The 14,442-nt window shown below is 42.7% G+C and carries 7 protein-coding genes, 16 tRNA genes and 3 rRNA genes; all 26 read right to left on the minus strand.

Annotation, left to right across the window (positions count from 1 at the left end):
* Nucleotides 1-25: 25 nt before the first annotated feature.
* Entirely contained in the window at nucleotides 26-1,912 is a 1,887-nt protein-coding gene (gene dnaG / locus lgb_RS08295) for a DNA primase (protein ID WP_019292952.1), read from the minus strand.
* Between the two features lie 73 nt (nucleotides 1,913-1,985).
* A tRNA-Ser gene (locus lgb_RS08300) sits at nucleotides 1,986-2,073 on the minus strand.
* A 38-nt stretch (nucleotides 2,074-2,111) separates the two neighbouring features.
* Nucleotides 2,112-2,185: transfer RNA gene (locus tag lgb_RS08305), tRNA-Ile, on the minus strand.
* A 39-nt stretch (nucleotides 2,186-2,224) separates the two neighbouring features.
* A tRNA-Gly gene (locus lgb_RS08310) sits at nucleotides 2,225-2,295 on the minus strand.
* A 3-nt stretch (nucleotides 2,296-2,298) separates the two neighbouring features.
* Nucleotides 2,299-2,371, minus strand: a tRNA-Phe gene (locus tag lgb_RS08315).
* 7 nt (nucleotides 2,372-2,378) lie between these two features.
* Nucleotides 2,379-2,468: transfer RNA gene (locus tag lgb_RS08320), tRNA-Ser, on the minus strand.
* A gap of 6 nt (nucleotides 2,469-2,474) precedes the next feature.
* Nucleotides 2,475-2,548: transfer RNA gene (locus lgb_RS08325), tRNA-Ile, on the minus strand.
* Between the two features lie 15 nt (nucleotides 2,549-2,563).
* A tRNA-Met gene (locus lgb_RS08330) sits at nucleotides 2,564-2,637 on the minus strand.
* A gap of 28 nt (nucleotides 2,638-2,665) precedes the next feature.
* A tRNA-Pro gene (locus lgb_RS08335) sits at nucleotides 2,666-2,739 on the minus strand.
* A 41-nt stretch (nucleotides 2,740-2,780) separates the two neighbouring features.
* Nucleotides 2,781-2,854: transfer RNA gene (locus tag lgb_RS08340), tRNA-Arg, on the minus strand.
* A gap of 17 nt (nucleotides 2,855-2,871) precedes the next feature.
* Nucleotides 2,872-2,943: transfer RNA gene (locus tag lgb_RS08345), tRNA-Gly, on the minus strand.
* 70 nt (nucleotides 2,944-3,013) lie between these two features.
* Nucleotides 3,014-3,086: transfer RNA gene (locus lgb_RS08350), tRNA-Thr, on the minus strand.
* 11 nt (nucleotides 3,087-3,097) lie between these two features.
* Nucleotides 3,098-3,179 (minus strand) — tRNA-Leu (locus tag lgb_RS08355).
* A 46-nt stretch (nucleotides 3,180-3,225) separates the two neighbouring features.
* Nucleotides 3,226-3,298: transfer RNA gene (locus lgb_RS08360), tRNA-Lys, on the minus strand.
* Nucleotides 3,299-3,336: 38 nt separating this feature from the next.
* Nucleotides 3,337-3,409, minus strand: a tRNA-Asp gene (locus lgb_RS08365).
* A 2-nt stretch (nucleotides 3,410-3,411) separates the two neighbouring features.
* Nucleotides 3,412-3,484 (minus strand) — tRNA-Val (locus tag lgb_RS08370).
* 4 nt (nucleotides 3,485-3,488) lie between these two features.
* Nucleotides 3,489-3,604, minus strand: a 5S ribosomal RNA gene (rrf, locus tag lgb_RS08375).
* A 198-nt stretch (nucleotides 3,605-3,802) separates the two neighbouring features.
* A 23S ribosomal RNA gene (locus lgb_RS08380) occupies nucleotides 3,803-6,702 on the minus strand.
* 166 nt (nucleotides 6,703-6,868) lie between these two features.
* Nucleotides 6,869-6,941, minus strand: a tRNA-Ala gene (locus lgb_RS08385).
* A 110-nt stretch (nucleotides 6,942-7,051) separates the two neighbouring features.
* Nucleotides 7,052-8,600: ribosomal RNA gene (locus tag lgb_RS08390) — 16S ribosomal RNA — on the minus strand.
* The 16S, 23S and 5S rRNA genes sit together here with 16 tRNA genes alongside, the layout of an rRNA operon.
* A 304-nt stretch (nucleotides 8,601-8,904) precedes the next feature.
* The gene (gene mnmG / locus lgb_RS08395) at nucleotides 8,905-10,779 is read right to left on the minus strand and encodes a tRNA uridine-5-carboxymethylaminomethyl(34) synthesis enzyme MnmG (protein WP_019294347.1); all 1,875 of its coding nucleotides are present in this window, start codon (nucleotides 10,777-10,779) and stop codon (nucleotides 8,905-8,907) included.
* A gap of 154 nt (nucleotides 10,780-10,933) precedes the next feature.
* Nucleotides 10,934-11,482, minus strand: a complete 549-nt coding sequence (locus tag lgb_RS08400) for a hypothetical protein (RefSeq protein ID WP_019294348.1) — start codon at nucleotides 11,480-11,482, stop codon at nucleotides 10,934-10,936.
* 142 nt (nucleotides 11,483-11,624) lie between these two features.
* Entirely contained in the window at nucleotides 11,625-11,996 is a 372-nt protein-coding gene (locus lgb_RS08405; RefSeq protein ID WP_017370585.1) for a DUF1033 family protein, read from the minus strand.
* 85 nt (nucleotides 11,997-12,081) lie between these two features.
* A complete protein-coding gene (locus tag lgb_RS08410) occupies nucleotides 12,082-12,483 on the minus strand; it encodes a Mini-ribonuclease 3 (RefSeq protein WP_017370584.1) in 402 nt (133 codons plus the stop codon).
* Nucleotides 12,476-13,828, minus strand: coding sequence for a cysteine--tRNA ligase (cysS, locus tag lgb_RS08415; RefSeq protein WP_017370583.1), 1,353 nt, complete (start codon nucleotides 13,826-13,828; stop codon nucleotides 12,476-12,478). Before cysS ends, lgb_RS08410 begins: the two co-directional genes overlap by 8 nt.
* Nucleotides 13,812-14,411, minus strand: coding sequence for a serine O-acetyltransferase (gene cysE, locus lgb_RS08420; RefSeq protein WP_017370582.1), 600 nt, complete (start codon nucleotides 14,409-14,411; stop codon nucleotides 13,812-13,814). Before cysE ends, cysS begins: the two co-directional genes overlap by 17 nt.
* Nucleotides 14,412-14,442: the final 31 nt, after the last annotated feature.

Below are 14,442 nucleotides of genomic sequence, written 5' to 3' on the forward strand. Positions count from 1 at the left end.
CCCAATGAACAATATAAGCAATAGCTTATATTTTTTTCTTCTGATTAATGATTTGGATTGTGAGTTCCAGCTCACGTTCCTTGTTGCCTACTTTTTGGGCATTCTCTAGTTGTTTTTGCAATTCACTAAACTTTATTTGCTCCATTTCCTTTGCAAAAACGGCCACCAAATCTTCGAGCTCCTGACTACTTGTCTCATCTGGCAAATCAAGACTTAAGATTTGATAAAATAAATTTTTCTCATCGGTATCTAATGAGGTACCAAAGTGAGAAGGATCAATTTCTTCAAAACTCATAACCTCAAGTATGATTTTGTCAAAAAGGTTCTGGTAACGCTGATGGACAAAGCGAAAAGTTTCATCCTCCGCAAATTTTTGAAGAATACTTTGATGATAAATCATGCGATTCAACAGTTGTTCCTCTGCCCGTTCACTTCGTGATAAACTTGGAAGTTGCGGCTGTTGTACAGTTTTAGCAGCCTCTTGACCAGAAGGAAAATCACCATAATAATCTTGCTCCGTTGCAATAAAACCAGGATCAGGATAATTCGAAAAATCTTCTTCCGAAAAGCTCCCAAAACTCTCTTCAAAATTTCCCGCTTCTGCCCTTGATTTAAGGACGTTTTCACGCTTTAAATTGACAGATTGCTCTACTTGATTATACTCGAAATCAGGTAAAATCTCAACTAATTTTCTTATAAAAGCATCCTGTGCTGTAATTGACGAAACCCTTGCAATAACAGGCGCCATTTGCTCAATAAAATCCAATTGGTTTTGCAGATTTGAAAGGTTTTCAGGTTTCAAATAATCAATCAGAAATTCTGTCGGTTGTATCCTGCTGTTTTCCATCAGACCAGATAAAGATTCTAATGAATACTTTTTACTGTAATCATCTGGATCCAAACCATCTGGAACACGAACAATCTGTGTCTTCTCTTCACCAATCAAATCAATTGCTTTATATATTGCATTTTGACCTGCCTGATCACCATCATAGATAAGAACATAATTTTTAGCTATTTTTTTTAAACGCTTTACGTGTTTCTCTGTTAAAGCTGTTCCCATGGTCGCCACAACGTTATACACACCAGCCTTATAAGCTGCAATAACGTCCATGAAGCCTTCCATCAAGTAAACTTCACGTGTTTTGGAAATAACTGGTTTTGCTCTATCCAAATTATAAAGCTCGTAAGATTTATCAAAGATTTTTGTTGCACTTGTATTAATATACTTTGCCTTACTTGTATCATTTTCTTGCCATTTTCGGCCTGAAAATCCCACAACATGCCCGTACTCATTTTTGAGTGGAAACATAATTCTGTTTTGAAAAGCATCAAAAACCTTGTTACTTGAAAAGTTGAAAAGCCCGGAATTCGCTTGAACACTTTCATCAAATTTTCCAGAGAGATTTTTAAAAATAAAATCGTTTTCGTCTGGTGCTAAGCCGATATTAAACTGCTTGATAATCTCAGAAGTAATCCCACGTTTTTCTAAATAAAGCCGAGCTTTTTCACCAATTTCTGTCGAAGTCAAAACAATGTTATAAAGCCGTGCAGCTTGATTGTTTATATCATAAAGCATTGCATGAGGATTATCTTTTTCTGCAGTAGAATCATTATCAATATTTAAGGTAATTCCAGCAAAACTCGCAACATCTTTTACTGCATCCACAAAACCAACTTGTTTATAATCTTTTATAAAATCAATAACATCGCCAGATTTTCCGCAACCAAAACAGTGATAAAACCCTTTATCAGCATTGACATTAAAGCTTGGTGTTTTTTCCCCATGAAAAGGACATAGCCCTAAATAATTCTTTCCAGACTTAGTGAGAGGCACATATTGTGAAATTAAATCAGCAATATTTACCTGATTTTTTAACTCGGTTACTTCTTCGTTCGTAAGAAAAGCCATATAACCCCCTCTCATCTTAAACATTCTACATAAAGCATAAAAAACGACTATTCAACAATAGTCGTTGTACGGAAGGGGAGTAAGGGATTCGAACCCTCGCGCCGGTTTCCCGACCTAACGATTTAGCAAACCGTCCTCTTCAGCCTCTTGAGTAACTCCCCACCAGTTATTCACAATATATAGATATTATAAACATCTATGGGAACACGAGGATTTGAACCTCGGACCCCTGCGTTATCAACACAGTGCTCTAACCAACTGAGCTATGCTCCCAAATTATTAAAAAATCTTCTATATCCCAGAAAATTTTTAAGCGGGTGATGAGAATCGAACTCACAACATCAGCTTGGAAGGCTGAGGTTTTACCACTAAACTACACCCGCAAATGGCGCGAGACGGAATCGAACCGCCGACACATGGAGCTTCAATCCATTGCTCTACCAACTGAGCTACCGAGCCAAAGGAAAGGAGGATGTGGGATTCGAACCCACGCACGGTTTTACCCGCCTGACGGTTTTCAAGACCGTTCCCTTCAGCCGGACTTGGGTAATCCTCCAAAAAGTGGATCTTGTTGGATTCGAACCAACGACCGCTCGGTTATGAGCCGAGAGCTCTAACCAACTGAGCTAAAGATCCAGCTGTAAAATATAATAGCGGCGAAGGGGATCGAACCCCCGACCTCTCGGGTATGAACCGAACGCTCTAGCCAGCTGAGCTACACCGCCAAAAATTTCTGATAGAATAATCTATCAATCGGGAAGACAGGATTCGAACCTGCGACACCTTGGTCCCAAACCAAGTACTCTACCAAGCTGAGCTACTTCCCGAGATAAAGTTCATTATCATCATGATTTCATTCAGAAATCAATGCACCCGGCAGGATTCGAACCTGCAACCGCCTGATTCGTAGTCAGGTACTCTATCCAGTTGAGCCACGGGTGCATAATATTTAATTTTAAAGCGAACGACGAGATTCGAACTCGCGACCCCAACCATGGCAAGGTTGTGTTCTACCCCTGAACTACGTTCGCAACGCTTAAAGAAAGAAAAACTTTCTAAATACCTCTAGCTGCACTACACTAGGTCCAACAGTTAAAGGAATGCCGACTACATGATTCGAACACGCGACCCTCTGATTACAAATCAGATGCTCTACCAACTGAGCTAAGTCGGCTATAAAAGAAATGCGGATGAAGGGACTTGAACCCCCACGCCCTAAAGCACTAGAACCTAAATCTAGCGTGTCTGCCAATTTCACCACATCCGCTTGACAAGTTCTTTTACGCTTTATACCTCAACCTATTGTTAAAGTATGACCCGTGCTGGGCTCGAACCAGCGACCCTTTGATTAAAAGTCAAATGCTCTACCAACTGAGCTAACGAGTCTATTTCTTTTATTACCTTTCAAGTCTATCAACTTGAAACGGTTCCGACGGGAATCGAACCCGCGATCTTCGCCGTGACAGGGCGACGTGATAACCGCTACACTACGGAACCTATGGGAGTTAACGGGATCGAACCGCTGACCCTCTGCTTGTAAGGCAGATGCTCTCCCAGCTGAGCTAAACTCCCAATCACTTGGCATTTACCCTATCTCGCAGGGGGCAACCCCCAACTACTTCCGGCGTAATAGGACTTAACTTCTGTGTTCGACATGGGAACAGGTGTATCTCCTATGCAATGAATACCAAATCATGGTCTAGTGCTTTTAGAGACGTTTTGACCTGTAGAAAATTAGGAAGTTGTGGTTCTGCGTCACACGCAGGTTCTCAACTTATCTATTTTCATAAGGTCAGGCTCTAAAAGCCTAAAGTTGAATGTATTGAACACTCAAAACTAAATAACAATCTCTTGATAAATAAGTAAAGCTGAACTCATATGTTCTATTACTTGGTAAAGTCCTCGAGCTATTAGTACTGGTCCGCTCCATCCCTCGCAGGACTTCCACTTCCAGCCTATCAACCTGATCATCTCTCAGGGCTCTTAATTCATAAAGAATGGGAAATCTCATCTTGAGGTGGGCTTCGCACTTAGATGCTTTCAGCGCTTATCCCTTCCCTACATAGCTACCCAGCGGTGCTCCTGGCGGAACAACTGGTACACCAGCGGTAAGTCCACCCCGGTCCTCTCGTACTAAGGGCAGATCCTCTCAAATTTCCTACGCCCGCGACGGATAGGGACCGAACTGTCTCACGACGTTCTGAACCCAGCTCGCGTGCCGCTTTAATGGGCGAACAGCCCAACCCTTGGGACCGACTACAGCCCCAGGATGCGACGAGCCGACATCGAGGTGCCAAACCTCCCCGTCGATGTGAACTCTTGGGGGAGATAAGCCTGTTATCCCCAGGGTAGCTTTTATCCGTTGAGCGATGGCCCTTCCATGCGGTACCACCGGATCACTAAGCCCTAGTTTCCTACCTGCTCGAGTTGTAGCTCTCGCAGTCAAGCTCCCTTATACCTTTACACTCTACACATGATTTCCAACCATGTTGAGGGAACCTTTGGGCGCCTCCGTTACTCTTTAGGAGGCGACCGCCCCAGTCAAACTGCCCGACAGACACTGTCTCCCACGCCGATTATGCGTGTGGGTTAGAGCAACCATGAAGCAAGGGTAGTATCCCAACAGCGACTCACTTGAAACTAGCGTCCCAAGGTCAAAGTCTCCTACCTATCCTGTACATGCTTCACAGGTACTCAATATCAATCTGCAGTAAAGCTCCATGGGGTCTTTCCGTCCTGTCGCGGGTAACCTGCATCTTCACAGGTACTAAAATTTCACCGAGTCTCTCGTTGAGACAGTATCCAAATCATTACGCCTTTCGTGCGGGTCGGAACTTACCCGACAAGGAATTTCGCTACCTTAGGACCGTTATAGTTACGGCCGCCGTTTACTGGGGCTTCAATTCAGAGCTTCGCCTAAGCTAACCCCTCCTCTTAACCTTCCAGCACCGGGCAGGCGTCACCCCCTATACATCACCTTGCGGTTTAGCAGAGAGCTGTGTTTTTGATAAACAGTTGCTTGGATCTTTTCACTGCGGCTGTATTTCTACAGCACCCCTTCTCCCGAAGTTACGGGGTCATTTTGCCGAGTTCCTTAACGAGAGTTCTCTCGATCACCTGAGGCTACTCGCCTCGACTACCTGTGTCGGTTTGCGGTACGGGTAGTATTGAATTAAACGCTAGAAGATTTTCTTGGCAGTGTGACATCAAGGGCTTCGCAACCGTAGTTGCTTCCCCATCACAGCTCAATGTTAAAGGAAAATGCATTTGACACATTCCACACCTCACTGCTTAGACCAGAATCCATTAACTGGCTCCCTTTAGCCTACTGCGTCCCTCCATCACTAACAATACTAGTACAGGAATATCAACCTGTTGTCCATCGACTACGCCTTTCGGCCTCGCCTTAGGTCCCGACTAACCCAGGGCGGACGAGCCTTCCCCTGGAAACCTTAGTCTTACGGTGGATAAGATTCTCACTTATCTTGCGCTACTCATACCGGCATTCTCACTTGTAATCGCTCCAGCACCCCTCACGGTATACCTTCATCGCTGATTACAACGCTCTCCTACCATTTAATTAATATTAAATCCACAGCTTCGGTAATATGTTTAGCCCCGGTACATTTTCGGCGCAGGGTCACTCGACTAGTGAGCTATTACGCACTCTTTGAATGATAGCTGCTTCTGAGCTAACATCCTAGTTGTCTGTGCAACCCCACATCCTTTTCCACTTAACATATATTTTGGGACCTTAGCTGGTGGTCTGGGCTGTTTCCCTTTCGACTACGGATCTTAGCACTCGCAGTCTGACTGCCGCACATGTGTATTAGCATTCGGAGTTTATCTGAAATTGGTAACCCGAGATGGGCCCCTCATCCAAACAGTGCTCTACCTCCAATACACTTAAATTGCGACGCTAGCCCTAAAGCTATTTCGGAGAGAACCAGCTATCTCCCAGTTCGTTTGGAATTTCTCCGCTATCCACAAGTCATCCAAACACTTTTCAACGTGTCCTGGTTCGGTCCTCCAGTGCGTCTTACCGCACCTTCAACCTGCTCATGGATAGGTCACTAGGTTTCGGGTCTACATCATGATACTAAAGCGCCCTATTCAGACTCGCTTTCGCTACGGCTCCGCCTCTTCAGCTTAACCTCGCATCATAACGTAACTCGCCGGTTCATTCTACAAAAGGCACGCTCTCACCCATTGACGGGCTCGAACTTCTTGTAGGCACACGGTTTCAGGTGCTATTTCACTCCCCTCCCGGGGTTCTTTTCACCTTTCCCTCACGGTACTGGTTCACTATCGGTCATTAAGGAGTATTTAGGCTTGGGAGATGGTCCTCCCGGATTCAAACTGGATTTCGCGTGTCCAGCCCTACTCAGGATACTGCTAGGTATAAAGTCTATTTCAAATACGAGGCTATTACTCTCTTTGGCTTACCTTCCCAGGTAATTCTTCTATAGACTTTAAGTCCACGTTGCAGTCCTACAACCCCAAGAAGCAAGCTTCTTGGTTTGGCCTGTTTCCCGTTCGCTCGCCGCTACTTAGGAAATCGTTTTTACTTTCTCTTCCTGCAGGTACTTAGATGTTTCAGTTCTCTGCGTTACCTTCTCGTAAGCTATGTATTCACTTACGGATACTATGCATAACATAGTGGGTTTCCCCATTCGGAGACCTAGGGATCAATGCGTACTTACTGCTCCCCCTAGAATATCGTCGTTAGTCACGTCCTTCTTCGGCTCTTAATGCCAAGGCATCCACCGTGCGCCCTTATTAACTTTGCCATTAAAACAAGTATAAGTTTTTTCGAACTATTTAAAATAATTCGCAGCTTTACAGAAATGTTTTACCATTTCTCGGTTTATTTATCGTTATAAGATATTGTTATTTAGTTTTCAATGATCAATTCCTATTTTAACGTCTTCGTTGACAAGATACTTCCGTATCTTATGGAGCCTAGCGGGATCGAACCGCTGACCTCCTGCGTGCAAAGCAGGCGCTCTCCCAGCTGAGCTAAGGCCCCTTCTCTCAACGCAATCTTCTCTATCTTGCATCAAAAGACTGCTTGTTTGGTCTTTATAGACCCCTCAAAACTGAATAAAGTAGAACAACATCTTTTTTTATATTCCTTAGAAAGGAGGTGATCCAGCCGCACCTTCCGATACGGCTACCTTGTTACGACTTCACCCCAGTCATCGGTCTTACCTTAGGAAGCGCCCTCCTTGCGGTTAGGCAACCTACTTTGGGTACTCCCAACTTCCGTGGTGTGACGGGCGGTGTGTACAAGGCCCGGGAACGTATTCACCGCGGCGTGCTGATCCGCGATTACTAGCGATTCCGACTTCATGCAGGCGAGTTGCAGCCTGCAATCCGAACTGAGAATGGTTTTAAGAGATTAGCGCACCCTCGCGGGTTGGCGACTCGTTGTACCATCCATTGTAGCACGTGTGTAGCCCAGGTCATAAGGGGCATGATGATTTGACGTCATCCCCACCTTCCTCCGGTTTATCACCGGCAGTCTCACTAGAGTGCCCAACTTAATGATGGCAACTAGTAATAAGGGTTGCGCTCGTTGCGGGACTTAACCCAACATCTCACGACACGAGCTGACGACAACCATGCACCACCTGTATCCCGTGTCCCGAAGGAACTCCTTATCTCTAAGGATAGCACGAGTATGTCAAGACCTGGTAAGGTTCTTCGCGTTGCTTCGAATTAAACCACATGCTCCACCGCTTGTGCGGGCCCCCGTCAATTCCTTTGAGTTTCAACCTTGCGGTCGTACTCCCCAGGCGGAGTGCTTAATGCGTTAGCTGCGCTACAGAGAACTTATAGCTCCCTACAGCTAGCACTCATCGTTTACGGCGTGGACTACCAGGGTATCTAATCCTGTTTGCTCCCCACGCTTTCGAGCCTCAGTGTCAGTTACAGGCCAGAGAGCCGCTTTCGCCTCCGGTGTTCCTCCATATATCTACGCATTTCACCGCTACACATGGAATTCCACTCTCCTCTCCTGCACTCAAGTCTCCCAGTTTCCAATGCACACAATGGTTGAGCCACTGCCTTTTACATCAGACTTAAGAAACCACCTGCGCTCGCTTTACGCCCAATAAATCCGGACAACGCTTGGGACCTACGTATTACCGCGGCTGCTGGCACGTAGTTAGCCGTCCCTTTCTGGTTAGATACCGTCACTTAAGTAATTTTCCACTCTACTTAACGTTCTTCTCTAACAACAGAGTTTTACGATCCGAAAACCTTCTTCACTCACGCGGCGTTGCTCGGTCAGGGTTGCCCCCATTGCCGAAGATTCCCTACTGCTGCCTCCCGTAGGAGTCTGGGCCGTGTCTCAGTCCCAGTGTGGCCGATCACCCTCTCAGGTCGGCTATGTATCATCGCCTTGGTAGTCCTTTACACTACCAACTAGCTAATACAACGCGGGATCATCAAGTAGTGAAGCAATTGCTTCTTTCAAATAAGAATCATGCGATTCTCATTGTTATGCGGTATTAGCGTTCGTTTCCAAACGTTGTCCCCCGCTACTCGGCAGATTTCCCACGCGTTACTCACCCGTTCGCCGCTCTTCATAAAAATAGCAAGCTATCTTTAATCATCGCTCGACTTGCATGTATTAGGCACGCCGCCAGCGTTCGTCCTGAGCCAGGATCAAACTCTCATTTAAATTTAGTTCATCAAATGAACTGGCTGTTGTTTTGTCTTTCATTATTGAATTGACAGTTGGTATACAAGAAGTTAACTTCTCGCATATAGTCATTCTACTTTATTCAGTTTTCAAAGGTCTATCGCTCTCGTAAGAGATACGCTCTCTCGCGACAACTATTATATTCTATCAAACTCAATTTGTTCTGTCAAGAATAAACTGTGATTTTTCTCCCTTTTTTTTACACTCGTTCGGAAAACCCCGCCGTTGTCACGTTTAATCACTATAAAAAAACAGACACCATTGTGTCTGGTTTCCTGTTTTTTTATCTTTTGCCTTCAAGATAAACCATCAAAATGGAAATATCGGCAGGATTTACTCCTGAAATACGACTCGCTTGGCCTAAAGTTTCAGGATTTATTTTCTTGAATTTTTGGCGTGCTTCCGTTGCGATACTGTCTAATGCATCCCAATTCATATTTTTAGGAATGCGTTTAGCTTCTAAACGGTGCATCTTTTCAACTTGTTCTTTTGCTTTTTTGATGTATCCCTCATAGGTAACTTCTGTTTCAATAAGTTCAATAACAGTTCGATCAAGTTTCTCAGAAGATTCACCGACAAATCTAACTACATCAGAATACTTCACTTCAGGACGTTTTAAAAATTCAATACCCGTCAAAGCATCTTTGATTGGCCCAAATCCCATCATCCCAAGTTTTTCTTGCGTATCGGCAAGTGGTTTAAGTTTTTCTTTATTGAGACGAGCAATCTCTGTTTGGTAAGAAGTTAGTTTATCTTGGAAAGCATCCCAGCGTTCGTCACCAACTAAGCCAATTTCTCGTCCAATAGATGTCAAACGCATATCTGCATTGTCATGGCGTAAAATCAAACGATATTCAGCACGAGAAGTCAGTAAACGGTAGGGTTCTAAAGTTCCTTTAGTCACAAGATCATCAATCATTACACCGATATATGCATCACTTCGTTTAAGGATGAGCTCTTCTTTACCTTGAACTTTAAGACTTGCATTGATTCCTGCAACCAAACCTTGTCCAGCCGCTTCTTCATAGCCAGATGTACCATTTGTTTGTCCTGCAGTGAAAAGTCCTGAAACTAGTTTCGTTTCCAGTGTTGGACGGAGCTGGTGAGGTAATACCACATCATATTCGATAGCATAGCCAGTACGCATCATTTTTGCATCTTCTAAACCAGGAATAGAACGGACCAAATCAAACTGAACATCTTCCGGTAAACTTGTGGATAAACCTTGGATGTATACTTCTTCTGTATTCCGCCCTTCTGGTTCTAAGAAAAGTTGGTGACGGGGCTTATCTGCAAAGCGTACAACTTTATCTTCTATAGAAGGACAATAACGTGGGCCGACACCTTTGACAATTCCTGAAAACATTGGAGCACGGTGCAAATTTTCTTGTATAATCTCATGTGTTGTCTTACTTGTATACGTCAGCCAACAAGGAATTTGCTCTGTGAGGTAATCTTCATCTTTTGACAAAAAGCTAAAGTGATTAGGCTTTTCATCCCCTGGTTGAATCTCTGTCGCATCATAATTAATACTTGATGAGAGTACACGTGGCGGCGTTCCTGTTTTAAAGCGTCCAATTTCAAAGCCCAAATTGCGTAAGTTATCAGCCAAGCTGACAGAGGCTAGCGAATTATTTGGTCCTGAGGAATATTTAAGCTCACCGATGATAATTTCACCACGTAAAGCAGTTCCTGTAGTAACAATAACTGCTTGGGCAGCATACTTCGCCCCCGTTGTAACTTTTACGCCTGTTACTTTTCCATCATCAACCAAAATTTCTTCGACCATAGCTTGACGTAAGGTTAGATTCTCTTGATTTTCTACTGTATGCTTCATTTCTTGCGAATATAGTGCCTTGTCTGCTTGTGCACGTAAGGCACGGACAGCAGGCCCTTTACCGGTATTCAACATCTTCATCTGAATATAGGTCTTGTCAATATTTCGCCCCATTTCGCCACCTAAGGCATCAATTTCACGAACAACTATTCCTTTGGCAGAACCTCCGATTGAAGGATTACAGGGCATGAAAGCAACCATGTCGAGATTAATTGTTAATAGAAGGGTTTTGGTGCCCATACGAGCTGAAGCGAGTGCTGCTTCTACACCAGCATGTCCCGCGCCGATCACTATAACATCATATTTTTCTTGAAATTCCATAATTTCTCCATTTTTACAAAACAAAAAGCCAAAGCCAGTGAAAAATACATGCTAAAAAGCACATATCTTCCCGAGCCTTGACCATCGAGTTTTTATGATAGGACTATTTTAACTCTTTTCAAAAATTTTTTCAAGAGTATTTTCCTATTTATTTTTACGATACTGCTTCACCATCACGATACAAGACCAACGAAGCAAGTTCCTCTACTGTTCGTGCTGAGCCTTCTGGTAGTATTCTGTCTTTTTCTCGAGATGTAGGATCATATTTGCCAGAATAATCAATCGTGCCGTTCCTTAATTTGACCGGAATAGGTGTGCCTTTAGGATATATTTCAAATCGGGAACCATTTTCAGGAGCAATACCTTCCAAATACATCCACAAATAAATCTGTCCTGTTTGTTCATTTATACCTCCATATTGGAGATAAAAATCCCGTTTCTGCTTCGTCACTTTTGAATCCAAAACACGTGCTCTTCTGCCATCAATATCACTTTCATAATTAACCCAATCCCCATGAATAGTTTCAAAATTTCCCATCTTTATTTGCTCAATATTAACTGTTTTTGCTGGGCTGTATTGGTCTGCTTTCGCAAACTCTATTGTTGGCGCGACAACAGAATGTTCATCCTGTTTCACAGCAAAAATTAAAAGAACAGCAGTAAGAACTAATGTAACGTCTGTGATAACAAGCAGTTTTTTCAAGGAAAGCTCCTTTCCATTTCGATTAGAATTTGATTATAAAATAATTATAACAAAATAACTTAATCTTCAATAACGTTTTACTTGGAGACTTTTTGACATTAAAAGACTTCTAGCTTAATGGCTAAAAGTCTTTTATACTTGATTAATTTTTATCCCAAAATTTATTACAAAATTTAGGAGGTAATTCTCCAGAAGATTTACCATACGCCCAGCGTTTTTTCTCTACTGGAAGTACATGCCAATCTTCTAAAAGCATCAAACTTTGATAGCGTTGGAGATATCCTGCGCATTCTTCACACCAGATCTCATCTCCACTTCTCCAGAATGCAGCTAAAAGGTCATCTTGGCTTTTAAATTCTTTATAGCTTTTTGCCATTTTTAGCCATTCACTTTTGTACTTTTTCAAAGCTTGATAGAAGTCTTCATATTCATCTACTGATTGAATATCTTTTTGCCAGTCTTCAAAAAACCACCATGGTTCATCATAGCCTGACATTGTGATTACTCTATACATATTTCTTGTCCAGCTTCTTTTCTTTAATATACATCTCTTGTTATGTATTGTAACGAAAAAATATGCTTTTGAGAAATATTTTGCACTATTTTACAGATATGTCAATATTCTTAATGCAAAACGCAGCAAACTCCTCTAAACGTTCGGTCTTTTTAGTCAAGTGTAAGAAACCTACAACTGCTTCGAAGCCTGTAGATATACGATAAGTCACAACATCTGTGTTTTTCGCTGTTGTTTTAGAGTGCGCATTTCGCCCACGCTTGAAATAAAGAAGTTCCTCTTCTGTTAGAAAGTCAACGTCTTCCATTTTACGAATTAAGGCAGCCTGTGCTTTAGCGGAAACATATTGCGTGGCTTGTCGCTGAAGTTCTCCAGGTTTGGTTAATCCTTTATCGAGGAGATAATCTCTAACGAAAACTTCATAAACAGCATCTCCGATATAGGCGAGTGCTACACCATTTAATAACTCTGCATCTTTTTTATTCACGATGCCACCTCACACCTTGAGCAGTATCTTCAAGCACAATCCCTTGTGCCTTTAATTCATCACGAATCTTATCTGCCTGTGCAAAATCTCGTGCTGCTCTTGCCGCTTGTCTTGCTTCGATTAAGTCTTCAATTTCAGCATCTAATCTTGTATCTTGATTTTCAAAACGCAAACCGAGAATTAAGAGAACATCCTCAAAGAAGGCTTTAACTTCTAATCCACCATTTCCCTTATTTACCCAAGTGATAAAGTTATAAAAAACAGTTAAACCATTCGCAATATTAAAGTCCTCATCCATTGCTGTTTCAAACTCTGCTTTGAATTTAGCAAGAACTTCTAAGTCAGCCTGACCTTCTACTTCAAGATTGCGGTAAGCATTTTCAATCTTCTTGACATTATTTTCTGCATCTTGTACGGCTTCATCTGTAAAGTTAACAGGTCGGCGATAATGAGTCGTAGCCAAGAAAAAGCGGAGAACTGTTGGACTTACTACGTCGAGCATTTCATGCACGGTTTTAAAGTTTCCTAAAGACTTAGACATTTTTTCACCGCTAACATTTACAAATCCATTGTGCATCCAGTAGTTCACAAATTTTTTACCTGTTTTAGCTTCTGATTGCGCAATTTCATTGGTATGATGAGGGAACTCCAGATCAGCTCCTCCCGCATGTATATCTAAAGTATCCCCTAAAAGGTCACTGCTCATCACTGAACATTCGATATGCCACCCTGGACGTCCTTCACCCCAAGGGCTTGACCAAGAAATTTCGTCTTTTTTCGCGGATTTCCATAAGGCAAAATCCGCTGGGCTTTCTTTACGTACTGTTTCTTCATCTGTTCGACCAGAAGCGCCTTGCAGCAGTTCTTCTAAATTTTTATTTGCGAGCTTAGCATAACCTTTTGATTTTGCAACACGGAAATAGACGTCGCCTTCGGCTTCGTAAGCGAACCCTTTATCCATTAAATCTTGAATAAAGGTAATCATCTTGTCGATATAGTTAGTTGCTCTTGGATTTACCGTTGCACGTTTAACATTGAGAGCATCTGTATCTTGATAAAATGCGGCAATATATTTGTCGGATAATTCAAGTGGTGTAAGATGTTCCTGAGAGGCTCCTTTGATAATTTTATCATCAACATCTGTAAAGTTAGAGACGTAAATCACTTCAAAGCCTCGGTATTCCATATATCTACGGATTAAATCGAAAGCAACAACAGATCGTGCATTCCCGATATGGATATAGTTATAGACTGTTGGTCCACAAACATACATCTTTATCTTATTTTCTTCGAGAGGATGGAACTCCTCGATTTTTCTTGTCATTGTATTATAGATGTGAAGCATGGTAGCTCGCCTCCCTTTTTTCTTCTATGGACGAAATTTTCTCTGAGTCTTTTTGTCCCTTAACTCGAACAACTTTTGCTGGAATACCTACTACTGTAACTTCAGGTGGGACATCACTTACGACAACAGCACCAGCACCGACTTTGGCATTTTCGCCAATTTCGATAGGACCAAGCAGCTGTGAGTGTGCTGATATTAAGGCCCCCTTACGCACCGTAGGGTGACGTTTTCCTTTATCTTTCCCTGTCCCTCCAAGGGTTACTCCGTGATAAAGTTTAACATCTGTTTCTACTATCGCTGTCTCCCCGATAACCAATCCAGAACCGTGATCGATAAAAACTCCGTGGGCAATCGTTGCTCCTGGATGAATTTCGATTTGTGTCCAAAAACGCCAAAACTGTGAATTCATACGCGCCCAAAGTTTAAGGTTATGTGTCCACAGCCAATGACTAAAACGATGTGCTGCTAAAGCTTTTACTCCCGGATAAGTCAAGAGAACTTCTAGCCCAGTTCGTGCAGCAGGATCATTTTCTTTTGTGACACGGATGGCTTCCTGCCAAAAGCCTCTCTTTTTATTTTTCATATTCATTTATTATAGCAAAAATCTATAGGAA

Source organism: Lactococcus petauri, from assembly GCF_023499275.1.
In the GTDB taxonomy this organism is placed as follows: Bacteria; Bacillota; Bacilli; order Lactobacillales; family Streptococcaceae; genus Lactococcus; species Lactococcus petauri.